This is a genomic window from Sorangiineae bacterium MSr11954 (genome assembly GCA_037157815.1).
Classification (GTDB): Bacteria; Myxococcota_A; Polyangia; order Polyangiales; family Polyangiaceae; genus Pendulispora; species Pendulispora albinea.
The window spans coordinates 6956371-6981023 of record CP089984.1; the positions used below are offsets into that span (position 1 = coordinate 6956371).

General features: G+C 66.6%; 21 protein-coding genes. 4 read left to right on the forward strand and 17 right to left on the reverse strand.

Going from position 1 to position 24653, the window contains the following annotated elements; translation table 11 throughout:
• Positions 1-38 precede the first annotated feature (38 nt).
• Together LZC94_26900 and purD are read right to left on the reverse strand one after the other, a co-directional pair.
• Positions 39-1370 carry a DUF1015 domain-containing protein gene (locus LZC94_26900; GenBank protein ID WXB11482.1) on the reverse strand — a complete coding sequence of 444 codons (1332 nt, stop codon included), beginning with the start codon at positions 1368-1370 and terminating at the stop codon, positions 39-41.
• Positions 1371-1434: 64 nt separating this feature from the next.
• On the reverse strand, positions 1435-2718 hold the full coding sequence (gene purD, locus LZC94_26905) for a phosphoribosylamine--glycine ligase (GenBank protein WXB11483.1): 1284 nt from the start codon (positions 2716-2718) through the stop codon (positions 1435-1437).
• Positions 2719-2871: 153 nt separating this feature from the next.
• Here purD and LZC94_26910 point away from each other — a divergent pair, with 153 nt between their 5' ends.
• The 3 genes from LZC94_26910 (at position 2872) to LZC94_26920 (ending at position 6887) form a co-directional block, all read left to right on the forward strand.
• Positions 2872-3624 carry a hypothetical protein gene (locus tag LZC94_26910; GenBank protein ID WXB11484.1) on the forward strand — a complete coding sequence of 251 codons (753 nt, stop codon included), beginning with the start codon at positions 2872-2874 and terminating at the stop codon, positions 3622-3624.
• Between the two features lie 185 nt (positions 3625-3809).
• On the forward strand, positions 3810-5402 hold the full coding sequence (locus LZC94_26915; protein ID WXB11485.1) for a serine/threonine protein kinase: 1593 nt from the start codon (positions 3810-3812) through the stop codon (positions 5400-5402).
• 468 nt (positions 5403-5870) lie between these two features.
• A complete protein-coding gene (locus tag LZC94_26920) occupies positions 5871-6887 on the forward strand; it encodes a triacylglycerol lipase (protein WXB11486.1) in 1017 nt (338 codons plus the stop codon).
• A gap of 4 nt (positions 6888-6891) precedes the next feature.
• Here the strand turns inward: LZC94_26920 and LZC94_26925 are convergent, their stop codons facing one another.
• Positions 6892-7278, reverse strand: a complete 387-nt coding sequence (locus LZC94_26925) for a type II toxin-antitoxin system VapC family toxin (GenBank protein WXB11487.1) — start codon at positions 7276-7278, stop codon at positions 6892-6894.
• Positions 7275-7556, reverse strand: a complete 282-nt coding sequence (locus LZC94_26930; protein WXB11488.1) for a type II toxin-antitoxin system prevent-host-death family antitoxin — start codon at positions 7554-7556, stop codon at positions 7275-7277. The genes LZC94_26925 and LZC94_26930 overlap by 4 nt, the downstream gene beginning before the upstream one ends.
• A 169-nt stretch (positions 7557-7725) precedes the next feature.
• Between LZC94_26930 and LZC94_26935 the strand changes: the two genes are divergently transcribed.
• The gene (locus tag LZC94_26935; GenBank protein ID WXB11489.1) at positions 7726-9606 is read left to right on the forward strand and encodes a nucleotide-binding protein; all 1881 of its coding nucleotides are present in this window, start codon (positions 7726-7728) and stop codon (positions 9604-9606) included.
• Positions 9607-9624: 18 nt separating this feature from the next.
• Here the strand turns inward: LZC94_26935 and LZC94_26940 are convergent, their stop codons facing one another.
• The 13 genes from LZC94_26940 to gspD form a co-directional block, all read right to left on the reverse strand.
• Positions 9625-10461 carry a BtpA/SgcQ family protein gene (locus LZC94_26940; GenBank protein WXB11490.1) on the reverse strand — a complete coding sequence of 279 codons (837 nt, stop codon included), beginning with the start codon at positions 10459-10461 and terminating at the stop codon, positions 9625-9627.
• Positions 10458-11621 (reverse strand): type II secretion system protein GspN, encoded by a 1164-nt coding sequence (gspN, locus tag LZC94_26945; protein ID WXB11491.1) that lies wholly within the window; start codon positions 11619-11621, stop codon positions 10458-10460. The genes LZC94_26940 and gspN overlap by 4 nt, the downstream gene beginning before the upstream one ends.
• Entirely contained in the window at positions 11618-12211 is a 594-nt protein-coding gene (gspM, locus tag LZC94_26950) for a type II secretion system protein GspM (GenBank protein WXB11492.1), read from the reverse strand. The genes gspN and gspM overlap by 4 nt, the downstream gene beginning before the upstream one ends.
• Entirely contained in the window at positions 12211-13980 is a 1770-nt protein-coding gene (gene pilM / locus LZC94_26955) for a pilus assembly protein PilM (protein WXB11493.1), read from the reverse strand. The genes gspM and pilM overlap by 1 nt, the downstream gene beginning before the upstream one ends.
• 56 nt (positions 13981-14036) lie before the next feature.
• A complete protein-coding gene (locus tag LZC94_26960; GenBank protein WXB11494.1) occupies positions 14037-15407 on the reverse strand; it encodes a type II secretion system protein GspK in 1371 nt (456 codons plus the stop codon).
• Between the two features lie 44 nt (positions 15408-15451).
• Complete coding sequence (locus LZC94_26965; protein ID WXB11495.1) at positions 15452-16147, reverse strand: prepilin-type N-terminal cleavage/methylation domain-containing protein; 696 nt, start codon at positions 16145-16147, stop codon at positions 15452-15454.
• Positions 16144-16887, reverse strand: a complete 744-nt coding sequence (locus tag LZC94_26970) for a hypothetical protein (GenBank protein WXB20253.1) — start codon at positions 16885-16887, stop codon at positions 16144-16146. The genes LZC94_26965 and LZC94_26970 overlap by 4 nt, the downstream gene beginning before the upstream one ends.
• Positions 16888-17018: 131 nt before the next feature.
• On the reverse strand, positions 17019-17789 hold the full coding sequence (locus LZC94_26975) for a prepilin-type N-terminal cleavage/methylation domain-containing protein (GenBank protein WXB11496.1): 771 nt from the start codon (positions 17787-17789) through the stop codon (positions 17019-17021).
• Positions 17790-17795: 6 nt separating this feature from the next.
• Positions 17796-18155 (reverse strand): type II secretion system GspH family protein, encoded by a 360-nt coding sequence (locus LZC94_26980; protein WXB11497.1) that lies wholly within the window; start codon positions 18153-18155, stop codon positions 17796-17798.
• Between the two features lie 186 nt (positions 18156-18341).
• On the reverse strand, positions 18342-18761 hold the full coding sequence (locus LZC94_26985) for a type II secretion system protein GspG (protein WXB11498.1): 420 nt from the start codon (positions 18759-18761) through the stop codon (positions 18342-18344).
• Between the two features lie 20 nt (positions 18762-18781).
• Positions 18782-20218, reverse strand: a complete 1437-nt coding sequence (locus tag LZC94_26990; GenBank protein ID WXB11499.1) for a type II secretion system F family protein — start codon at positions 20216-20218, stop codon at positions 18782-18784.
• Entirely contained in the window at positions 20218-22056 is a 1839-nt protein-coding gene (gene gspE, locus LZC94_26995) for a type II secretion system ATPase GspE (GenBank protein WXB11500.1), read from the reverse strand. Before gspE ends, LZC94_26990 begins: the two co-directional genes overlap by 1 nt.
• On the reverse strand, positions 22056-24644 hold the full coding sequence (gene gspD / locus LZC94_27000) for a type II secretion system secretin GspD (protein WXB11501.1): 2589 nt from the start codon (positions 24642-24644) through the stop codon (positions 22056-22058). Before gspD ends, gspE begins: the two co-directional genes overlap by 1 nt.
• Positions 24645-24653 lie beyond the last annotated feature (9 nt).

Consider the following 24653-nt stretch of genomic DNA (forward strand, 5'->3'; position numbering starts at 1 on the left):
CATCCGCTTCGCGCTACTTCGCGTTCGGCGTTGCGCCGCTACGCCTCGCGAATCGAGTGAACCGTGCGGTCTGGCTCCAACGTGTGAATCGCGAGCCCCGTGAAGACTTTCGGGTAAAAGAAGGTCGATTTCTGCGGCATCACCTCGCCGGCTTCGGCCACGCGACGGACGGCCTCGACCGGGGTCGCGTTCATGAGGAAGAGCGCCTGCCCTTTGCCACCGCGCAACTCGGCGAGCGCCGCCGAAGCGTCTTGGGGGTAGTAAAGATTCGTTTTGGCGGCTTGCGCCTCGCGGGTGATGCCGAGCACGTGCTCCAAGATTCCCATATGGAGGAGCGCCACATCTGTGCGCCGCAATACCTCGGGCAGCTTTCCCAATGTCGGATGATTGGCAAGGTCGGCATCGGCGCGCAGCGACAAGATGGCGGCGTCGCCGGCAGCGGAGGCGACCGCGACGGATGGCGTGCGCTGCCCCGCTTCCGCGAGGCGCGCGGTGATGACGCGGGCTTCGGTTCCGGATGGCAACGGGGCTACGTCGAAGGTGGTCCCCGCGTTCCGGAGGAGCGCCGAAAAATCGAACGATGTCAGCGAATGAACGTGCCGGTGCGTGGGGAAGACCACCAGGTTCGGATCGTCGCCGTTGGCGAGGAAGACCATGAACCATCCGTTTTCGCTCGCGCCGGAGGCGCCCGACTCTTGGGCGTAGCGCAGGGCCGTCTCGTAGCGGTGATGCCCATCCGCAATGAGCAAGGTCGATTGCGCGATCTTGCGCACGATGGTGAAAAGCGCCTCGCGATCCTCGACCTTGGTGAGCGCGTGCTCCACCCCGTCGGGCGTGTCGAAACGAAAGAGCTCCTTGCCGCCCGTGAGCGGCCCGTCCAGCTCACCGCGCGGATCGCGGTACAGCATGAAGCCGGGGCTCAAGTTGGTCCGGGTGGCGCGAAAGAGCTTGAGTCGATCTTCCTTCGGGCCGCTCAAGGTGCGCTCGTGAGGGAGCACGATGCGTTCGGAGAACGGCACCAGCTTCACCAGGCCCAAAAAGCCGCGGCGGTGCTGTTTCTTGTCCGACCCCGGGGCGACGAAGGTCTGGTCGTAACGGTAGAAGCCGGGGACCTCGTCGCGCACGAGCACCTTGTCCTCGCGCCAGCGGCGCAGGAGCGCGGCAGCATGGTCGTATTTCTCCTCCCCGTCGGTCCCGCCGGGGCCCTTCGGAAGAATGAGGTTCACGACGTTGTGCGGATCGCGGCGCGCGAGGACCTCGCGCTGCTCGGGACTGATCACGTCATAGGGCGGAGCCACGACCCCGGCGATGCCCGACGCAAGACGCGATGGGTCATAGCGCAGCGGTGTGAGGGGAGCGATATCGGCCATAATTTGGCTCTAACACAATGCCGCTCCGTGCGCGTCCCCTCTTCTTTGTACCCGTACGCGGGGATCAGTTCCCCTTCGTGAGCGCGAGACGTCCGATGTCGCGCCTGTGGTGCTCGCCCGGCCAGTGGATCGCGTCGACGCGCGCGTAGGCCAGGGCGGCCGCTTCCTGGAGGGAGGCGGCGCGGGCAACCACGTTGAGCACCCGGCCGCCCGATGTCACCACGGTGCCGTCGTCGCGGCGGGACGTTCCGGCGTGGAGCACATGGACCTGGTCGTTTCCGGGATCGTCGAGGCCTTGGATCGGATCGCCTGTCCGAACGGAGGCCGGGTAGCCTTCGGCCGCCATCACCACGGAGAGCGCGGCGCCGTCGGTCGATGCCTGCATGGAGGGCGGGAGCTCTCCACGGGCGGCGCCGGCCAAAAGGTCGTACCATCCGCCCCCTTCGATCCGGGACAGCGCCATCAACACGCTGGTCTCGGGATCCCCGAAGCGCACGTTGAACTCGAGCACGCGCGGCACGCCGGCCTCGATCATGAGCCCCACGAAGAGCACGCCACGAAACGGGGTCCCCTCGCTCTTCATGCCCGCGAGGGTCGGTTCGACCACGGTGCGCATGACCACGTCGTGGACCTCCGGTGTGACGATGGGCGCGGGCGCGTAGGCTCCCATGCCACCCGTGTTCGGGCCTTGATCGAGGTCGCGCACGCGCTTGTGATCCTGCGCGGCCGGGAGCGCAATCCCGCGCTCGCCGTCGCAAAGGACGTGGAAGCTCGCCTCCTCCCCGGCCAGGAGCTCCTCGATGATCACGGTGCTCCCGGCGTCGCCGAAGATGCGGTCGCGCATCATTTGCCGGACGGCGAGGAGCGCTTGCTCGGTGGAGGTCGCGACGACGACACCCTTGCCGGCCGCCAGGCCATCGGTCTTGACGACCAGGGGTCGGGCGGCGGCGCGCACATAGGCCTCTGCGGCGGCGACATCGTCGAAGACGGCAAAGTCGGCGGTGGGGATGCCATGGCGCTTCAAGAAGCGCTTCATGAAGGCCTTCGAGCCCTCCAACTGCGCCGCGGCCTTCGAGGGCCCAAAGGCGAGGATCCCTTTGGCGGAGAGCGCGTCCACCAAGCCGAGGGTCAGCGGAAGCTCGGGCCCCACGACCACCAGCGACACCTTTTCGCGCTCCGCGAGCGCGACGATGCCGGCGAGATCGTCGATCGGCACGTTGGCATTTCGGAACGACAGCGCCGTCCCCGCGTTGCCGGGGGCACAAACCACGTCACACTGCTTCGCGAGAACGCGAGCCAGTGCGTGCTCACGCGCACCGGACCCAACGACTAAAACACGGGTTTCCATAGCGCCGCGCAGGGTACAGGAAAGTTGCACCCGGTGGGCGCGCATCGCGCACCCGCCGGCGGGTGCCGCGCGCGCGGGCGCAGGCGACAGGTTGCCTACTCTTTTTGCCTCCTGGGTTGCCGGACGAGCCATGCTCGTCGTATTCTCGACTCCGTGGCAGCCGAGGTTCGCCAGCCGGTCGCCATCCGCGTCACGCGTCCATACTCCGACGAGGACGAGTTCCTCGAGCACGAGATCGACACGTTGACCCGGACGAGCGTCACACTGATTGGAGCGCAATCGCGCCCGCAAGGGGTGATTCTGCGCTTCGAGGTCATGCTCGCCAGCGGAATGCCGCTGATGCGCGGCGAGGGGCGGGTCATCGCCTTCAAGCCGAACGCGCTCGATCACCTGCCGGGCCTGACCCTTCGCTTCACCCGCCTCGACAAGAAGACGAAGGCGCTGGTCGACCGCGCCGCCTTGATCCGCGAAGAACGTGCGCGGGCGGCCCTCGATGCGTCGATGACGGAGAGCGTGCTTCCACCTCCGCCCGCAGCCGACCCGACCCCGGTGCCGCCGGCACCAACGCTGCTGACGCAAACGGGGCCTCTGCCGCCCGCGGCGCTGCAGGCCGAAGATGCCTCCGAGGTGGATGATTCCGGGCAAAACGGGCATGTACACACGGTGGAGATCGCCGTGGCGCCGCCGCCCCCTGCCCCGCCTTTGCGGATGGAGTCCGAGCGTCCCGCGTCCGAGCGTCCCGCGCCGGTGGCTCCTGCTCCGGCACCTTCGAGTCCGAGCGTGGCGGCCGGGGGTGGGCGCGATCGCGATTCGCTGCTTTTGCGTCTGCGTGAGCGGGCGCGCCGGCTGGCACCCGAGACCGTGGCGGCGATTCTGCAAGATTCGCCTACATCCACCCCGGAGTGAGGCGTCTCCGCCGTTGCGCCTCCAATTTGCGGTCTTCCCTTCGGGAAGTGGACCGCGCAAAGCTTGCCGGTTCGGGGCTTTCACGCGATACGTAAGGAGTGAGCCCGAGCGGGGAGCGTGCACACCTCGAGCCCGGCTATCGTCTGGATCGCTACGAGCTTCTGTGCCCCATTGCTCGCGGGGGGATGGCATCAGTCTGGCTCGCGCGCCTTCATGGCAAGCACGGCTTCGAGAAGCTGGTCGCCGTCAAGACGATCCTGCCGCAGTACGCGAGCGATGCGCGCTTTCAGCAGATGTTCCTCGACGAGGCCCGCATCGCGGCCGGCATCGAGCACGCCAACGTCGCGCAGATCCTCGATCTGGGCGAGCAGGGCGAGGTGTTCTACCTGGTGATGGAGTGGGTGGACGGCGACTCCGTGTCGAAGCTTCACCGCGCCGTGCGCAAGCGGCAGGCGACGATGCCGATGGGCGTGGTGCTGCGCATCATGGCCGACACCTGCGCGGGTTTGCACGCAGCCCACGAGATGCGCGATCCCTCGGGCACGAGCCTTGGCGTGGTGCACCGCGATGTCTCCCCGCAGAACATTTTGGTGAGCGTCAACGGCGCGGCCAAGCTGATCGACTTTGGCATCGCCAAGGCGCGCGATCGCCTCTCGGGTGATACGACCGCCGGGCTCCTCAAGGGAAAAATCCAGTACATGGCGCCGGAGCAGGCGATCGGCAAAACGGTCGACCGGCGGGCCGACGTGTGGGCCATCGGCGCGGTCATGTACTACATGCTCACGGGCGCACCGCCGTACGACGGCGCCAACCAGCTCGCGACGTTGCACATGCTGACCAGCGGCGATCCTCCACCGCCGCTCCCCTCGACCTACCCGCCGGAGCTCGACGCCTTGTGCCAGCGCGCGCTGGCGTTCGAGCCCGACGATCGCATTGGCTCGGCGGCCGAGCTGCACCGGGCGCTGGAGCGGCTCATGATCGCGATGGGGTGCCATACGACCTCGAGCGACGTCGCCACCTTCGTGCACGAGCACCTCGGCGAGCGCACCGAGGCGCGGCGCAAAGCCGTCGAGCACGCGCTGCGGGCGAGCACCGAGCGCCGGCGCGCGGCGAGCGCGGGGCTCACCGCGGAAAATCCGGCACCGCCCGACGTACATCTTCGGGAGACGCGGCCTTTGCGGGCCATCGATCGGCGCTCCTTTACACCGACGGACGCCGATGCGCCCCGCGCGCCCGATGCGTGGGTGGTGCCGCCTGCACCGAGCTTGCCGAGCTTACCGTCGGCGCGCGCGGCGACGGGCGGCGAAGACGATGCGCCCGTGTCGCTGATCACGGCGGGCACGCTGGGCTCGGCGGTGATTGGGTTCCCCAATGCCGCGGGGCCATCGTCGGGTGCGCCGAGCTTTCACGAGGTGAGCTTGCGTGCGCGGCATTTCGTTGCGGCGGCCATCGGCGTTTTGGGTGCGGTGGTGTTCGTGGTGGTGTTTGCGCTGGCTTCGTTCCTTCTTCGTCAGCGCGAGCCGGGGCGGCGTGCGGTGCTTGCGGCGCCGCCGGGTGTGCCGGTCGCTCCGGAAGTGCGGGACGCGCAGGGCGCGCGTGACGCGCATGACGCGCAGCAGGCGCACGAAACGCAGGAATCGCCTTCGCTTGCGGTTGCCCCGCTGCGGGGCGCCGAGCTTCCGGATGCCTCCGAGGAGAACAAGGGCGGGGCCACGGCGACGCGCACCAAAGCGCCGAAGGCGTCGAGCTCCGCGGCGAAACGCGATTACGGCTTTTAGCGGCGGGCGTGCAGCGCGGATTGCCATGGGCGGGGCGCGCGGGAGAGTCAACCGCCAGGGCGCGAGGGGTGCGAGGGGTGCGAGGGGCGCGAGGGGCGCGAGGGGATTTGGCTTCGTGTTCCCGAGGGGGGTCGCGCCCGTCGAGGTTATGCCGCGCGTGCGCAAGGGGCTGACGCGATACGTTATTAAGCAACACTGTGTTGCCTAACGCAAACGAGAGCGACCTTGCTGTCCCGATTGACGCAATGCAATGAGCCAATATCCCATCCCATTGGAAATGGGACATTCTCCAATCGACTCGAATCCTTGCGCCCACCACCAACCGTAGTTGTATCTCCCACAAATCGTCGAGGCTGGGTGGCGCGGCGCATTGATTCTGAATGAGTGCGCATTCAGTATCGGTGCGCTGCAGCGCGCCGATCTACGCGGTGCGCATGTCCACCGCACTCTTTCGGGAGGTGAGCCGATATGTCCGTTACCCTACTGCGCTCGTGCGCCCGTGCGCTCTCGGTCCTCGGTTTGACGACGCTGCTCGCCTGTAGTGCCGGCGACGCGCAAGCTTTCGGCGATTCGACGGAAGAAGCATTATCCGGTGCGAACAGTCATTATCCCATTGTCTTGGTGCACGGGATGGGCGGGTTCGATCGGCTCAAGAACCTGCCGCTCGACATCGTTTACTTCAATGGCGTGAAAGAGGATTTGGCCAAGCGCGGCGAGACGCAGGTCTTCACCACCATCGCGCCGCCCTACGACACGAGCGAGGTGCGCGCCCGCTATGTCGCCGATCAAATCGACAAGATCCTGGCGAAGACGGGGGCCAAGAAGGTCAACATCATCGGCCACAGCCAGGGCGGGCTGGACGCGCGTGTTCTCGCGAGCCCCAATGGCCTCGGCTACGGCGACCGCATCGCCTCGATCACCACCGTCGCCACCCCGCACCGCGGGAGCAAAGTGGCGGACCTGGTGCTCGGCCTCACCGACGCGGTCCCCGACGACGTGCTCGACGCGGTCACGGGCGCGGTGCTCAAGCTCCTGCAAATCTCGGTCTACGAGCTGAAAACCGATCCGCACATCCGGGCGCAGATCACCGAGCTCAGTGAGAAGTACATGACCACCGTCTTCAACCCGAAATACAAAGACGATCCGCGCGTCCGCTATTCGAGCTACGGCGGCCGCACCAACCTGCAAGTGGGCTTGTCGGCCTGCTCCGGCTCCACCTACCCCAACGACGTCTTCCGCGTCGACGCCGTCCCCATCTTGCTATGGCCCACCACCGTGTACCTACAAGGATTCACGGTCAAGGCCAACGACGGCCTGGTCACCGTCGACAGCTCCAAGTGGGGCGAGTTCCTCCAATGCGTCCCGGCCGATCACCTCCGCGAAGTCGGCCAGTTCCTCGCCAACGGCCCGGACAACCTCTCCAAATTCGATCACCTCGACTTCTTCCGCACCATCGTCTCCCGCCTGCGCGAATCGGGCTATTGAGCGCCTACCAAACCGTCCTCGCACCCAGCGCCGCGATCTGCCGATCGTAGGTCACGATCGGCAGATCTTCGACGATCGACTGCGCAGCCAACATCCGGTCGAATGGATCGCGATGCGGATGCGGCAATGTCGCGCTCAGGCGCGCGTGCCGGTGGGCAATCGTCAGCTCGAAGGCCCCGAGGCGAACGAGATGCCCGTCGAAACCGTTCATCAAGGACTCGGCGCCTCGAAGCTTTCCTCGGTGGAATTTGATGAACAACTCCCAGACGGACGCGCTGCTCACGTAGAGCTCCGTCTCCGGATCTTCGACGACGGCGCGGGCCTTGCGCGACAAAAGATTGGGCGCCGTCAGCGACCAAACGAGAGCATGCGAATCCAGGAGCACCTTCATCGAGGCCGCCGTTTTTTTCCTGAAGCCTTCGGAACGAGCGACCCCTCTTCCCAGTCGAGGAGCTCGTCCTCCGCGAGTGGCTCGAACACCTCCGGCGCCACGGTGGCCTGGACGAACCCCAGGGGGCGTTTGGAAGCTCGCTCCAAAGGCACGAGCTTGGCGTAGGGCTTTCCGGCCTTTGCGATGATGATCTCCGCACCCGCGTGCGCAATCTCGAGCAGCTTGGAGAAGTGCGTCTTTGCCTCGTGAACGTTGACGCTCTTCTTGTTCGCCTTCACCACACTTAGTCTAGCCCATCGGACTAAGTCAGCCCACTCCGCGCAGTTTCACTCGAAACCAGACACGATGTGCCTCAAACAGCATTCGGCAGGCCGTCCGCTTCGCGACGATTCACGCGGACGGACGCTTCGCAACGGACGCGCGTTCCCCTATTCTATCTAGGAGCCCGTGAGTACCGAGCGACGGATGTGGACCAACGTCACCGCGGCGATGGCACGCCAAGACAATTGCGTGAGCGCCATCTCGCGCATCACGAGCCTGAGCGATGCGGCGGTTCGGCGGCGTTTGGAAGAGGCCCATGGCAAGACCCTCGTTCGAAATGTGTTCGAGGACCGTTGGCGGTCCGACAACGACGACACGGCCACCCTCGGGGAGATGACGGCGGCCATGGCGCGCGCCGACGATCCCGTGAGCGCGCTCGCCCGCATGACGAACCTGAGCGAGGCCACCGTTCGGCGGCGATTGGGAGAGGTCCACGGCAAAACGCTCGTACGAAACCTGTTCCAAGACCGATGGCCAGCCGACAGCGACGCAGACGCTCTCGGCGATCTGACGGCGGCGACGGCGCGCGATGAAGAGCGCATCCGGGACATTGCCGAAGTGACGGGGCTGAGCGAGGCCACCGTTCGGAGACGGTTGGGAGAGGCTCACGGCAGAACGTTCGTGCGCAACCTGTTCGAGGACTGCTGGCCTTCGGAAGATGGCATCGACGCAAACGCTCTTGGCGACCTGACCGCGGCAACGGCGCGCGATGAAGGTCGGGTGAATAACATCGCGGAAATTACGGGGCTGAGCGAAGCAACCGTTCGGAGACGGTTGGAAGAGGCTCATGGCAGAACGTTCGTGCGCAACCTGTTCGAGGACTGCTGGCCCTCGGAAGATGGCATCGACGCAAACGCTCTCGGCGATCTGACCGCGGCGACGGCGCGCGATGACGATCGCGTGAACAGCATCGCCGAGGTGACGGGGCTGAGCGAAGCAACCGTTCGGAAACGGCTGGAAGAGGCTCATGGCAGAACGTTCGTGCGCAACCTGTTCGAGGACTGCTGGCCCTCGGAAGATGGCATCGACGCAAACGCTCTCGGCGACCTGACCGCGGCGACGGCGCGCGATGAAGGTCGCCTGAATCGCATCGCCGAAGTGACGGGGCTGAGCGAAGCTGCCGTTCGGAAACGGCTGGAAGAGGCCCATGGCAGAACGTTCGTGCGCAACCTGTTCGAGGACTGCTGGCCCTCGGAAGATGGCATCGACGCAAACGCTCTCGGCGACCTGACCGCGGCAACGGCGCGCGATGAAGAGCGCGTGCGCATCATCGCCGAGGTGGCGGGTCTGAGCGAAGCAACCGTTCGGCGACGGTTGGAAGGTGCGCATGGGAGGACGTTCGTGCGCAACCTGTTCGAGGAAGGATGGCCAGCAGAAGGAGCGAGACTGATGCACAATGGAAATGCACGTGGCGATAAGCGTGCGCACGGGAGCGCACCTGTTCGGGAGCGGGGCGAGTATCGGCCCTCACCAAATCCTGTTGCAGAGTCCGGCAACAATCGAGACGCGCGCGTGCCCGCGCCCGGTCCGACCCGACCGCGAATCGTCATTGGGTCATCCGTGGAGGGGCTGAAAGCAGCAAAGGCCGTTCAGGTGAACCTGGATCATGCTGCAGAGTGCACCGTGTGGTGCCAGGGCCTTTTTCGGCTGTCGCAAACGTCGATGGAGGCCATCGATTCGTGGCGAGGAAAGTTCGACTTCGCCATTCTCGTTCTTACGCCGGACGACGAGACCGTAAAGCGCGGTCAAAAGCGCCTTGCCCCGCGCGACAACGTGATCTTCGAGCTCGGGTTCTTCATCGGCCAGCTCGGGCGCTCGAAGACCTTCGTCGTCCATCCCCGCGGCGACGCGTCGCCCGTGTTGCCCTCGGACCTCGAGGGACTCACGGCCGCGACGTATGCCCCGCACGGGGATGGAAACTACGAATCGGCGTTGGGCGCGGCGTGCTCCAAAATCGAGCACACCATCGAGCGCATGTGGCCGCCGCGCGGCGCGAGCGAATCGTAGCGCCGCGTCACCCCTCGCTCACCCCGGCACGGAGTCACGTGGAAAGACCGCGCGGAAGGCCTTGGCGAAGGTGGTGGCCGCCGCGATGTTGACGGGGCCGCCGGCGACGCCGTTGGCCCGTAGGGCGCTGCCGACGATGACGCCGTCGCAGAGGGTCGCCAGGGCCGGGAGATCCTCGGGGCGCGCGCCGCTGGCGACATAGAGGGGGGCGTTGCCGGTGGCGGAGCGGACGAGGGAGATTTGGGCGGGATCGATGCTCTTGCCGGTGCCGGAGCCGGTGACGAGGATGGCGTCGACCATGGCGCGCGTGATGAGGTCGGAGGCTTCGTCGGCCACGGGACGGGGGGCCAGCGGGGCGGAGTGTTTGACGTCGACGTCGGCCCAGATGTTCACGGCTTCGGCCGAGAGCGCGCGCCGGGTGCGGAGGGTGCTCGCGGCGTCGCCCTCGATGATGCCTTGATCGGTCACGCGCGCGCCGGTGTGGACGTTGACCCGGATGCAGGCGGCGCCCACCACGGCGGCGATGGATAGCGCAGCCTCGGCGTCGTTGCGAAGGACGTTGATGCCCAGCGGAAGACGCGGAAAGGCCGAGCGTACGGCCTCCGCGCACGCGGTCATCGCCGCGATGGTGACCGGCGGGACCTTGTGGCGGATGAACGGGGTGTCCCCGAAGTTTTCAATCATCGCCAGGTGATAGCCCGCGCCCTCGAGGATGCGCGCGTCCTCCACCGTGCGCTCGACGATGGCCCGCATGGGCAGCGCCCAGAGAGGGCTCCCCGGCAAGGGCGGCAGGTGAATGACCCCGACCAGCCGCGAGAACGTCGCCATGGGCGGCGGTGCGCCGGAGACGCTCACGGTGTTCCTCCTTTGGACGAGGAGCTGGTGCCGCCGCTTCCGCGCGGATCCACCTCGGGACGACCGAGCTGGCCCCGCACGTGAAAGGCATAGAAACCGTCGGAGGTCTTCGACTGCTTCACCTTGGGGTCCATCTCGAAGAGCGCGCCCGCGCTCGAACCGGGAGGACCGAATAGGCTCTTGGCCATATCGTTCTTCGAACGGAAGCCGTCCGAAATTTTGAACTTCACGTTCAAGTCGCAAATGCTCTCGGTCGCCATCTCACGCATTTGAACACGACCGTCGCCACTGAGCTCGACATCTTTGCCCGAGGCTCCGAATTTGGTCACCCGCAGGATCCCCTCCTTGGCCTCCGCCACGAAGGAGAGATTGCCCACCGCCACCTTGGGCGGCGTGATGGGCAGCATCCCCGCCTTGATCTTGGCCACCCCGTCGGCCACCGTCACGTCGGCCGCCTCGAGGTTGACCGTGCCGCTGCCCTTGGAGGCCTTGCCCTCCGGCATGAGAAGGTCGATTTTGCCCGTGAGCTTGCCCTCGACGGGGAGGCCCAAGAACGCCCCAATCGGCTCGATGGCCTTGAGATCCACGGCGTCGAAGTTCACGGCCACGTGCCGATCCTTCCCGTGCTCCTCGAAGACGCCGTCCACCGCGCCACCGAATGCATCGAGGCTGAACGAGATGTTTTGGTGCCCGATGAGGAGCGGCAAAAGCGAGATGCGCGCCTTCGCCACGTCGATCTTGAGCTCGACGGGCGGCTTTCCCGGCTCGGGCGACGCGCTGAGGAGGCGAACGCCTTTGGCTTTCACGCCGGTTAGAAAGTGCGATGTGAGCTCGTCGATGTGGAGCTCTTGCTGGTTCGGCCCCGGCTTTTGCGCCGCGTTGAAGGAGCCCACGAGCTTGTCCCGGAGTTTGTCGTAGGGAAATGTGAGGGACGCAAAGACCAGCAGGCAAAAGAGATAGAAGAGGGGAATCCCCAGGCGCGGTGTCCACTTTTGGAACCGCTCCTTCCACACGTCCTGCAGGAGCACCGGGGGAATGAAGGTCGAGATGCGCGCGCGGATGGTCGGCTTGGGCGACTTGGGCGACGCCGGCTCGGGCGCCGAACCCGCCGAACCTGCCGAACCTGCCGAACCTGACAGAGCCTGCTTGGCGGCGTTCACTGTGTCTTCTCCTCGGCCTTTTTCGCGCCGCCCGCGGGCGACGGCGTGACGTGATCGTAGGCGGAGATGCCGAGCTCCATGTCGAAGGAGTCGGGATCGGAGACGCGTTTGCGGATGTTCAGGCGCGAGATCAAGATGGGGTGCCCGCTCCGCTCGATGCTCTCGAGGAACTTGGCGATCGCGTACATGCCGGCCTTCTTCACGTGGATGATGGTGCTCCGCTCGATGTAGCGCTTGCCCGCCCCGATCGGCACCTCGGGCCGGTCGACCGAGTCGGTGACCTCCAGCTTCTGGGCGCGGGCCGTCTGCTCGAGGAAACCCGCCAGCGCCGGCGCCTTGTTCTGATAGCGGCTCGCCACCGCCTCTTTCTTGGCCTGCCGATCGCGCAGCTGACCGCGCGCGCCTTGCACGGCGTCGAGCGCGGCACGGGCGTCGGACACCGCCGAGCGGCGCGAGAGGATCATGCTCTCGACGAAGATGGGGATGCCGAGGAACACCAAGAGGAGCACCACCACCGCGAGCAAGGAGACGAGCCTCTGCTCGCGCGGGTTCAAGTTGAGACGTTCGAGGAGCGCACGGGGGCTGGCCATCACTTACCTCCACTCGCCGAGCTCGCGGCCGGTGCGGTCCCGGCCTGGGGGTCCTTCTTTTTCCCCTTTTGATCCTCGGGGCACTTCAAGTCGAACTCGAGCCCGTACTTCTTGCGGTCTTCCTTCCCGACGACCTGATCGATGCGCTTGATTTGAACGTCGGAGAAGCAAGGCTCGCTCTTGAGCGAGGTGACGATCGACTGCGCGTCGGCCATCGAGCCCACGATGCCGTGGATGCTCACGTGGCCCTTCTGCACGTCGAGATCCTCGATGTCGTGGGTCATCGACACGGGGATGGCCTCCGAGAGCCGCACCATCACGTCGAACGCATCGGCGTGGGGCATCGGATCGTCGTCGGCGCCCGTTTGCTGCGAGAGCAGCTCGTTCGCGCGCTCGGGGCTGGTGGTCTCCTCGCCGAGGACCTCCTTGGTGACCGTGGCCAGAGCCTTCTCCACCGTCTCCGACTCTTTGCCCAGCGCATAGAGCTGCGTGCAGGCCGAGAAAAAGAAGCTCACCGCGATCACCGCGCCCAGGCCGGCGAGCACCGGGATGCGCTCGCGGATCCAGCCGAAGCCGCGCTCGTACGCCAGCGGCCCTTTGCGCAGATCGAGGCCGAGCGGGCGGGTGCCGAGGCCCAGCGCCAAGCCGATGGCCTTGGCGTAGCGCGCCAGCTGCCGCACTTGATCCGCCTGCGGAACTTCGTAGTCGATGGGCGGCGGAGGGAGGACCGCCACCTCGGTCTCCAGCTCGTTCGACAGGAACGACTCGGCGCCCGACACGAAGGCGCCGCCGCCGCACAAATAGACGCGGGTCGCGGAGTCGCCGCCGGTCGCGCGGTACGCCGCCAAGGTGAGTCGAATCTCGCGCGCCAGGCGCGGCGCCGTCTCGGGCAAGCCCGCGGTGCCCTGCGAAATGGTGCGGGTGAAGACCGGCTCGCCGCTCCGCAAAATGAGAATGTCGCTCGACAAGGTGCCCAGATCGACCACCACCAGCGGCCCCGGCTCGGCCAGGGCCGGCGAGAACGGGATCCAGTTCGCCAGCGGGAGCAAGCCGACGCCGACCCGCTCGGGCTCCGCGCCGATGGCGTGCTTCACCAAGTCGATGCGCTCGCGCACCTCGGTGATGCGCGAGACCGACGCCAGAACGGGGAGCATCGCGGGATCGGCGCCCGGGAGCGAACGCAGCGCCGTGAGGACGCGGTAATCGAAGACCGAGCCATCGAGCTCGAACGGGACCTGCGCCTCGAGCTCGAAGGGGAGCACCTCGGCCAGCTGCTTCTGCGCGCTGGCGGGGATGGGCAGCACCCGCGACATGACCTTGGCGCCATCGATGGCCGCCGCCACGCCATCGCCGTTTCCCGCTTTGCCGAGCGCCATGGCGACGGCCTCGCGAATCGCCTGCGCCACCTGCTCGCGGCTGGAGGCCGACGCATCGTCCGCCGCACCTTCGGGCGCGCCCGACACCCCCGGCCCGATGCTCGAGACGGCCGCCGCCGATGCGCTGGACAAGCCCGACAAGGCCGCCGCGGCCGATGTGATGGGCGCGCCCGATCCGAGCGGCGCGGCCGAGGGTAGCGAAGCCCCGAACGGCGCCGAGGGATCGAGCCCCAGGGCCTGGGTGCCCATGGGCGGCGTGAGCAACGTGCTCGGGCGATCGACGGGGATATCCACGCTGGCCAGCCCGACCAAGGCGGTCTTGCGGTAGCTCGATCGGATCGCCGCGACCTTGACGGCACTCTTTCCGATATCGATTCCGACCCAAATCGGCATGAATTCCTGGACTTTCCTAACTTTCCTGAGAGGTTTCGCGGGCTTTCAGCGATGAGCTATTCGATTCGAAAGTAAACGACTTGTCCACCGGTACTGGGCTTGGTGGCGGCCAGGATCGCGTCGGTCTGGGGGTTGCCGGTGGTGGGCGGTGGCGTCTGGCTTTGTCCCGGCGGCGGGGTCTGGCCCGGCGTGGTGCCGGTACCGGTGCCCGTCCCCGTGCCCAGCTGCGGCGCGCTGCGGAAGTCGACCACCGCGTGGATCGCGGTGCGCGTCTCGCGCTTGTAGCCTTTGATCACGCCCACCGCGTAAATCGAGAACATCTTGCTCTCGGTGGAGATGCTGTTCTTGAACTCGCCCGGCGCCTGGAACTGCACTGGCTTCATGCCCATACCTTGCAGCAGCGGCCCCAGTTGGCCTTTGCCCTGCATCGCGCCCATGAAGTCGTCGGCGCTGCCGAAGAGCGGCGCGCCCATGGTGACGGCGCGCGCCATGGTCACCCCGGTGAGGAAGGTGGAGGCTTGCATCGCGTCGTTGCAGATCTCCGCCCTGGGCGCGCCCGAGCAGATGACCGCGAGCAGGGTCTGGGCGTTGGCGGTGTTCACGTTGATGGCGCCTTGCCCCCACACGGTCATGATCCGCTTCTTCGGGTTCTCCGGCTCCGGATCGACGAAGGTGGCCCAAAAGTCCTCGCCCACCCCGCGCGCCATGCGCAGCTCGTCGAGCGAGTCGTACGGCGCGTTCTTGCGGCGGTAAGGCTTGGGCAGGAGCTGGTAGTACGCGTCCTCCACGCCGACGCTCCCCGACGCCGATGTGCTCACGTTGCAGTCGAACATGCCTTCGTCCACGTCGGCCCAGTCGATGATGGCCGAGCACGTCGACAGGCGATCGTGCGTGGTGCCCGATTTGTCCTTCTGCTCGAACAGCGGGGAGAACTGCAGCGGCGCGATGAGGCCCATGATCTCGCGCGCCAGACGGAGGTGCGCGATGTCGTTCGAGGCGCCGAGGTTCACGTTGATCTTCGAGTCCTCGTCGACGATGGCCAGCTCGAAGCGGCCGCCCGGCATGCCGAGGTTCTTGCCGAGCGAGAGATCGATGCCCACCGTGCTGGAGAAGCTGCTGGCGCCCTCCTGATCGTTGAACGCCCCCAAGATGCGATCCGAGAACTCCCAGACCGGGAGCTGCGGCGGGGTCTTCTTCATCATCATGAAGAGCGGCGCCACGGCCGTGCGCATGGTGGGCTCGGACGCCAAGAGCAGCCGCGCCAGGTTCACCGCGCTCCGGGCCATGTACTCGGCCTGCACGCCATCGCGATCGGCCAGCGCCGCGGCCAGCTCGGTGCTGGTCTCGTCCTGGAACTCGGCCAGCATCACGGTGAGCACGGCGATGGATCCGAGCACCATGATGAGCGCGATGCCGCGCTCCCGCACCCGCCTCTTCCTCGTTCTGCTCGCGCGCATTCGTGCCGAAGGTTTCATCGCGGGATCCCGAACGAGAGCGGCTGCAGCATGAGCAGCGCCACCTTCGTGGTGTAGGTTTTCTCGACCCCTGGCGGTGGGTTGGCGAGCACCAGCTTGAAATGGACCTCCAGCGGCAGACGAGCCCCCTGCCCGGTCGCGGTCTGCGTCGTGTCCCAGCTCTCGACCCACTGGCTCGTCTGGGGATCGAGGTAGCGGATGTCGAAGCTCTCCACGTCCTCCGCCAGCACGTTGACCACGCCGCCGCGGCGCGCGTCCGTATCGATGGGCGACTGCTCGCGGCGCACCAGATCCATCTTGCCGTCGTGGTCCGGATCGCGCGCGAGGAAGTAGCTGATCTCCGACTGGTCCGACTCCTTCGAGTCGGCCTCCGTGCGCCGGTGGGCGAAGGCGGTGAAGTCCACGCGGTCCTGCGAGCCGCTGCTGGTGCCGATGAACAAAGTCTCGCGCGTGCGCAGCGCGATGTTGGTCGGCATGTGCTGCGAGATGAACGCGGCGGAGATCTCGCGCGACATGCGCAAAATCGCCGTGCGCCCCTGGCGCGACCGCTCGTTGCGCAGCGCCTCTGCCTTCTTTCCGCGGCTCAGGGAGTCGACCGCGCCGTAAATGAGCAGCGCGATCATGGCGAGGATCGCCATGGAGACGACGATCTCCAGCAAGGTCATGCCGCGCGCGTGCGATCGCTTGGTCATTTGCCCCCCGTGCCGGTGCCGCCGGTGCCGCCCGTTCCGGTGCCGCCCGTTCCGGTGCCGCCGGTGCCCGTTCCACCGGCGCCGCCCACGGCGTTCGGATCGGCGCCCGGCGGCAGGACCGCGCCGCTGAGGAGGTTGCCGCGCTGCGGATTGGTGACGTATTGCACCATGGAGAGCTCCTTCTCCTGCGAGCCCTCCTTCCAATGAACCGTCACCGTGAGGCGCCGAATCGACGCCTCCATCATCGGCTTCAACGTGGGGTACACGATGCCCATCGCCATGCTGATGAGCCCATCGGCGCCGCCGGCCGCGTTGAGCGCGTTGCCCAAGCCTTGCAACCCCGCGTCCATGCTCAAATTGAGCTGCGCGCCGCCCGCGGGGTTCAAGACGAACGGCGTCTGCCCGCCCCCCAAGCTCGCCGAGCCCGAGGGGCTCGGTCCCGCCGCGCCGCCGTCGCCCAGGCTGTTGCTCGGCGGGTTGGGGAGCAGCACCTTCTCCACCCGCGTATCGCAGGTGTACATCGTGTCCGTATCGTCGTTGCAGCACGGGATCTGCGACTGCAGATCGTCGAGCTCCGGGTATCCGAGCTTCAGGAGCTTCTCTTCGACCTCGGTCATCTTGCAGCGGCCGTACTCGACCGCGTTGGCCATGTTGGCCGCCCGCCGCGTGCTGGTCGTCAATCCGCCTTGCGCCGAGAGGATGACGGTGAGCGAAAGGCCCAAAATCGCGATGGCGACCATCACCTCGAGGAGCGAAAAACCGGCGCCCGACGAACGTGCGAGACCCGCGAGACGTGCGAGACGTGCACGGCGCGCGGAGCTCGCGGGACGAGCAAAACGCAAAGAACGCCGCGCGCGAGTGGATGCGTGATTCACGGGCTCGTCTCCTCGCGCTCCGACGCTTCTTTGTCGTCGGGGATCTTGAGCGCAACCGGCCCGCTCTTGACGGTGACCTTGCCCGTGAGCGGCGCGACCAAGAGGGTCAACGTCTGCGAATCGTCCTCGTCCTTGCCGATGCGCACTTGGATCGACGCGCGCTCGGTCTGCCCGCCGGACCAGAAGTACAAGTACGCGCGGCCCTCGGTGCGCGGCTGGTCGTCGTGCGCGATCTGGATCTCCCGAAAGGTGATGCCGCGCGGGAGCGGGCGCTTGCCCCCCGGCTCGCGCGCCGCCAAATCGGCCTTATCGACGGGTAAAAACTGCGGGCGCGGGGCGGCGGGTCCTTTGATGATGCGCTCCCCTTCCGCCACCGCGGCTTGCTCGGCCGCGGTCGCCGGATCGGCTCCGCCGGTGCCGGTGAGATCCTTGGATTGGACCACCATCGGACGGTTCGCCTCCTCGAGCCACATGGTGTTCGACTCGAAGTCGAACACCAGCCGCACGCTCTTGGAGACCGCGTTGGAGCGCGTGTAGCCCGCTTTGATGGCGCTCGTGATCAAGCTGCTCGACGCCCGAAGCCGCGCGCTCGGCACCTGCCCCGATCCGAAGATGATGCCCGCCATCATCATGGCGATGACCACCAACACGACGAGGATCTCCACCAAGGTCATGCCCCGCCGAGCGAGGCGCCGCTTCGTGCCCTGCCCCGCGGGGGGAGGGTTTGGGCGGAGGGGTTCTCCCTGGATGGTGGAGCCGCGTCGCATGGTGCATTACTTCGTCGACGCGCCTTCGGGTACGCGGATGTCGTCGGGCGTGCCCTCTTTCTTGTCGGGGCCCGAGCTCACCACGGTGGTCTCGTCGTCGTCGCAGATGATCTTGAACGGCTGATCCCACGCGTCGCTCAGCTTGGACGAGGCCTCGAGCTGCTTCTCGGCCTTCAGCTTGTCCACCGTGGGGCACTCGGCCGCGTTCATGGTGCGCCAGAGGGCCGCGGCTTGGCGGAGGGACTGCGCGCTGGTCTTCGTCGTTTGCTTCTGCGCGTCGGCGAACTTTGGAATCGCGGTCATGGCGATGCCACCCGCGATGAGCCCGATGATCGCGAGCACGATCAGGATCTCGATGAGGGTCACACCGCGCTGGGCTGCGCGGCAAACGCGCCTATCGCGACGGACGCGGCGACTAACTTCGGACCATGACAATTTCATCGACGAACTCCTTGAAGAGAAAAACATGTGAGCCCGGGAAAGTACTCCTCACTTCGTGACCGTCCGCGAGCAAATGCGGGGGCGGTCCCGCTGCCATTCTTCGACCCGCCATTATTCGACTCGATCGAGCCCTCCCGGAAGCCCGTCGGGCCCATCACTCGATACCTCGAAGTTTGCTGCATCGCGCCGCCCCGGGCAGGTCAACCGCAGCGGACGGCCCCAGGCGTCGATGGGGATGTCGCGCGTGTAACCACCCGCCACCAGATCCGACAGCGACCTTGGGCACTTGCCCGCGTGGTCGGCGCGGTAGGCCGTGACGGCACGGATGGTCGTGGTCAAGCTGGCCCGCGTGGCGCGGAGCGACGCCGCGTGCTCTTCCCGCCCCCACACCAGCGCGACGAATGCAGCCACGGCCACCACCGAGAGCAAGAGGCGGCCGCGCGCCCGGCCGATCACCCCGAGCACGCCTCGCTTCTTTTCCCAGGGGAAGAAGACCGTTGATTCCCGTCGCCGCGCCATTGCAAATCCCACGTAAAATCCTTCGCTCGGCCTTATTGCACGAAATCGTTCATCTGAATGAGGGGCATCAAGATCGAGAACGCGATGAAGCCGACCCCGCCTCCCATGAAGACGATGATGAGCGGCTCGAGCAGGCTGGTCATCGCTTGCACGCGGGTCTCCACCTGCGTGTCGTACGCGCGCGCGACGTTCTCCAGCATTTGCTCCAGCTGCCCGCTCTTCTCGCCCACCGCGATCATGTGGGTCACGATGGGCGGAAACTCGCGGCTGCGCCGGAGCGGCGCGGCGATGGATTCACCCTCGCGGATCGATCCCGTGGCCTCCTCGACGACCTTCTCCAGGCGCGCGTTGCCGAGCACGTTGCGCACGATGCCCATGGCCTTGAGCAGCGGTACGCCGCTCTGGAGCAAGGTGGCCAGGGTGCGCGAGAAGCGCGCCACCGCCAGCATGCGAAAGAGCGGGCCGAAGATGGGCAGCTTGAGGATGAACGAGTCCTTCCAGACGCGGCCCGCGGGGGTGGCGACGTACGCGATGAGCTTTCCGACGATGAGCCCCACGATGAAGCCGATGAACAAGCCGATGGCGTAGGAGAGCGGCGACTCGAGATAGAAGAAGAGCACCAGCACGAACACGCCCAGCGCCATGGCCACGATGGCGGCGCCGCCGAGCGGGCGCTTGGCGCGCGGCCCGTGCGGCTTCTCCTTTTCATCGCCGTTCTGCGGCGCGCTCATGGCTTTGCGCGCGGCGATCATGGTGCCCATCATCACGATGAAGCCGATCATCTCGTTCGACTTCAGGGTGTTCGACACGAAGATGAGCAGCGAGGTGTACCAAGGCAGCGCGCGATCGAGGCTGGCGAAGATGCTGGTGATCTTCGGCACGACGGCGATCATCATGACGGTGATGAGCACCGAGCCGATGATGAGCATCAGCACCGGGTACGCGAGCGCGGAGCTCACCTTGGATCGCAGCCGGGCCTGCCCCTCCATGAAGTCGGACAAGCGCTCGAGCACCGCCTCCAGGGTGCCCGACGCCTCGCCCGCGGCCACCATGTTCACATAGAGCGGCGGGAAGATCTTGGGGTGCGGCTCCAGCGCCTTGGCCAGCGAGATACCCTCGTTGAGCCGATCGCGCACCTGGGTGAGCACCCGTTTGAGCTCGAGCTTCTCCACTTGATCGGTGAGCGCGGCCACGGCCTCCACCAGCGGGATGCCCGCCATGACCAAGGTCGCGAGCTGCCGGGTCATCATCGCCACGTCGGTGATGCTGACCCGCCGGAAGAAGGCGCCCAGATCGAGCTTGTTCTTTCGCCCTTCGGCCTCGGCCGAGCTCTCCTCGTGCGCGTTGGTGAGGAGGATGCCTTCGCGCTTCAGGGCGGCGCGGAGGACCTTGGCGTTGTCTGCGTCGCGCACACCGTGCACCTGCTTGCCGGTGGCGACGACCAGACCGCGGTACTCGAAGACGGCCATCAGCTTGCCGTGCGCACGGCGGCGGGCATGGGCACGGCGGAGACCGTGGCGATTTCGTTGACCCCGACGTCCTCTTGCGTGGCCGCGAGCACCTCCTCCACCGTGGTGAGGCCGAGGATGACCTTGCGGGCGCCGTCGTCGCGCAAGCTGTCCATGCCTTGCTCGAGGGCCGCGCGCTTCAACGCTTGCGCGTCGGCGTTCTTGAGGATGAGCGGGCCCACGGCGTCATCCATCAAGAGCAGCTCGTAGATGCCGCGCCGGCCGGAGAACCCCGTGTTCGCGCAGCGGGCGCACCCTTTTTGGCGGTAGAACGTGGGGCGAGAGCCGGGCGCGAGGGTCAGAAGGTCCGGCTCCGTCACCGTGCGCGGGAAGTACCGGGTCCCTGCGATGTTGGTGCGCGAGTTGCGCATGCGGATGCGCTCCTGGGTGAGGCCGAGCTCCTCCAGCTCGAAGTCCTCGGCCGCGTAGGGCTCCTTGCAGTGCGGGCAGAGGACGCGCACCAGGCGCTGCGCCAAGATGCCGATGACGCTGGAGCGGATGAGGAACGGCTCGACCCCCATGTCCACCATACGGGTCACGGCGCCGGCGGCGTCGTTGGTGTGGATGGTGGAGAGCACCAAGTGACCGGTGAGCGACGCGTTGATCGCGATCTCCACCGTCTCCTTGTCGCGGATCTCACCGACCATGACCACGTCCGGATCCTGGCGGAGGAAGGCGCGTAGCGCGCTCGCGAAGGTGAGCCCGATCTTGGGCTGCACGTGCACCTGGTGGATGCCGCCGATCTCGTACTCGACCGGATCCTCGGCGGTGAGGATGTTCAAGTCGGGGCGGTTGATGCGGTTGATGCACGCGTAGAGCGTGGTGGTCTTTCCGGAGCCGGTGGGCCCCGTCACCAAGATGATGCCGTCCGGGCGGCGAATGAGCCCGTCCATCAAGGTGTAGTCGCGGTGGCTGAAGCCCAGATCGGGCAGGTCGAGCAAGACGCTCGACTTGTTGAGCAGACGCATGACGATGCGCTCGTAGCCGCGGCTGGTCGGGATGGTGCTGACGCGGATGTCGAAGCTCTTGCCGGCGATCTTCTTGGTGATGCGGCCGTCTTGCGGGAGGCGCTTCTCGGCGATGTTCAGCGCGCTCTCGATCTTGATGCGCGAGACGATGCTGTTCATGAACGTGCGCGGCGCGCGCCGTTTGATGTAGAGGTCTCCATCGATGCGGTAGCGGACCAGGACCTCTTTTTCTTCCGGCTCGATATGAATGTCGCTCGCGCGCTCCTTCATCGCCTGCAGGAAGAGCGAGTTGACCCAGCGGATGACGGGGGCCTCGTCGTCGCTGTCGAGGATGTCGCTCGCGGCGTCCTCCTCGGTCACGTCGGCTTCGTCGGTCTCGAGCTCTCCGCCGCCGGCCACGCGCTCGTAGACGCGGTTGATGGCGTCGACCACCTGCTCGCCGGGGGCCACGTTGGCCTCCACCGGCTTGCCGAAGAGCAGCCGCAGATCGTCGAGGGCGGCGGTGTCGAAGGGGTCGGCGACGATGGCGTGCATCGCGTAGTCGTCCTCGTGCACCACCACGATTTTGTGCTGCTTGGCGAAGGCGATGGGCACGCGCGTGGCGAGCGCGGTGGGGATCTTGTCCGACTCGATGCGCTCGACGAACGGGAGCTCCGCCTCCTCCGCGAGCACGCGGCCCACCGTGATCTCGTCCGTGATCTGGCTGTCGATCAAGAGGTCGACCAGGGAGCCACCCTTCTCCTTCTGAATGGCGAACAAGCCCTCGAGGCGCTCCACCGGGACCACGCCTCGACGCGCGAGCAGCTCTCCCATGAAACGCTCTTCCGCCATTACCGCTCCACCTCTCTCGTGATCTGCCGCGTGGGCGGGGTGACCACGGGGCCTCCTCCGCGCGTGGGCGGCGCCGGCGTGGCCGGCGCGCTGGGGTTCACGCCCGGCGCGCGCGGGGTGGCCGGCATCTCCAGAGGCTCGCCCGGCTCGTGCGTCTTCAGCTCCTTCGGCTTGAGCAGCTCGTCGCGCTTCTTCTTCTCCTCGACGTCGCGGTAGCTCTGACGCATGAACTCGATGAGGCCGATGGTGCGCGAGTAGTCCTTGGGCGGCTGGTAATCCGAGTCGTCGTTGAATACGAAATAGCGATCCAGGAACTGCTGCCGCTCTTCCATCTTGCGCTCGTAGATCGTACGCAAGTCGCCCTGATCGCGAACGATATAAGGCGTCAAAATCAGGATGAGGTTGGTCTTTTCCATGCGGTCCTCCGTCTTGCGGAAGAGCGCACCCAGGACGGGAATATCCCCGAGCACCGGGATCTTGTTAACCGTGCGGGCGACGCGATTTCGCATCAAACCGCCGATGATCACGGTCTGCTGGTCCTGCACGACCAGCATGGTCTCCGCGTTGCGCTTGACGATGGGAACGACCGCGGCGTTACCCACGGCTGCCTTCGCCTCGCTGATCTCCTCGTTCACCTCGAGGCGGACCTCGTTGGAATCGTTCAAATGCGGCGTAATCGTGAGCTTGGTACCGACGTCTTGACGCTGCGAGGTGGCGCCGCCCAACCCGCTCAAGCCGCCCAACCCCGCGAGGCCCGCCGCGCTGGTGGCGCCCGAGACGCCGGGGATGTTGGGGATGCTCGGGAAGCCGATGTTCTGCTGCAGCGGAATGTTCTCGCCGATGTTGATGATGGCCTTCTGGTTGTCCGTCGCCAGAATGTGCGGGGTCGAGAGCACGTCCGTGTCGGTGTCGGTGGCGATGGCTTGGAGGAGCATGCCGAACGACGGGATCGAGATGCTCTGGCCGAGCAAGGTCTGCGAGCCCGGGATCTCCGGTCCGCGCACGCCGAGGGCGAGGCCCTGCAGCTGCGTGGGATCGGGCGGCAGGATCGTCTTCATGGGGTTCAAGCCGCCGTAGATGAGCCCCGTGCCGCTCGAGGATCCTCCGGTGAAGGTGTCGCCGCCGTGGAAGTCGAAGCCGAGGATGTTCGAGCGCGTGATGGACAGGTCGAGGATGGCGGCCTCGATGAACACCGAGCGGCGCGGCAGATCGAGCCGGTCGACCACCGCGTGCAAGGAGGCGAAGTCGCGCATCGAGGAGGTGACCACGATGGAGTTGGTCGCCTTGTCGGCGCTCACCTTCACGGCGCCCTCGAAGATGCCGGACGGCTGCTGCGAGCTTTGCTGCTGCTGCCCTCGTCCCGGCGGGCCGCCCCCGGAGCTGCCGCTGCCGGAGACGATCTCGTTCAGGGTCTTGGTGAGCTCCACCGCGTCGGCGTGCTGCAGCGGGAGGACGTGGATCTCGCCCTCCGTGGTCTGCGGCACGTCCATCTTCTTGATGAGCTCCAGGACGCGCAGGTACGCCTTCTCGGTGGCGACGATGATCACCTTGTTGGTGCGCTCGTCGGCCATGATCTTCGAGATGTGAAGGTCGCCGCCGCCGGCCCCCGCGCCCCCGCCCGCCGCCGACTGCGCCGGCGCGCCTTTTCCGCCCTGCGAGGGCCCGCTGGATCCGGACTTGATGTCGAACAGCTCGTTGACCCGCGACGCGATGTCCGACGCCGTCGCGTAATAGATCGGCTCGAGCCAGATCTGATCGCCGGCGCCGCCCACGTCGATCTCCTCGACGATGGACATCATGCGGCGGATGTTGGTGCCGGTGTCGGTGAGGATCAGCATGTTGCCGGCGCTGTACGAGGAGACGTCGGCGTCCTTGCTCTTGAATTTACCGAGCAGGTTCGCCACCTCGTCGGCGCTCACGTTGCGCAGGCGGTGCATGCGGGTCACGTAGCGATCTTCGGTGGGCGCGCCTTGCTGCGGGCCGATGGTGGGCGTGGTCTGCGACGCGATGCCCGCCGTCTCCACGATCTTGAGGAAGCGGCCGTGCGGGATCACGGTGAGGCCGTTGGTCTCCAGGATCGATAGAAACGCCTGGTAGGCCTCGGCCACGGTGACCTTCTGCGGCGAGTAGACGCTCGCCTTGATGTTGCGGATCTTGCCGCCGAAGATGAAGCGCTTTCCCGTGAGCTGCCCGATGACCCGCACCAGCTCCGACAGGTCGGCGTCCTCGAGGGAGAACGAGACGCGGTAGTTGGGGCTCCGCGGCTCGAAGTCCATCGACTGCTCGAACTGCGAGAGCTTGTCGGTGTCGGCTTGCGCTTTGCCGCTGGTGGATCCCGCAGCTCCTGCGGCCCCCGCGCTGGCGTCGGCCGGCCTTCCCTTGGCGCCCCCGGACGGCGGCGGCGCTGCCGCGCGCGCAGGCGGCGTGGCCGGGGGAGGCGTGGGGGGGGTGGTCACCGGGCCCGCGCTCGGCCGAACGTCGAATTTGGGCGGCGGGGGCGGGGGCGTTTGCGCATGGACGTCGCGCACCGCGCCCGAGGCGAGCGCACCGAAGGATGCTACGGCAAGGAGGGAAAGTCGTTTTCTCATCGGGGATGG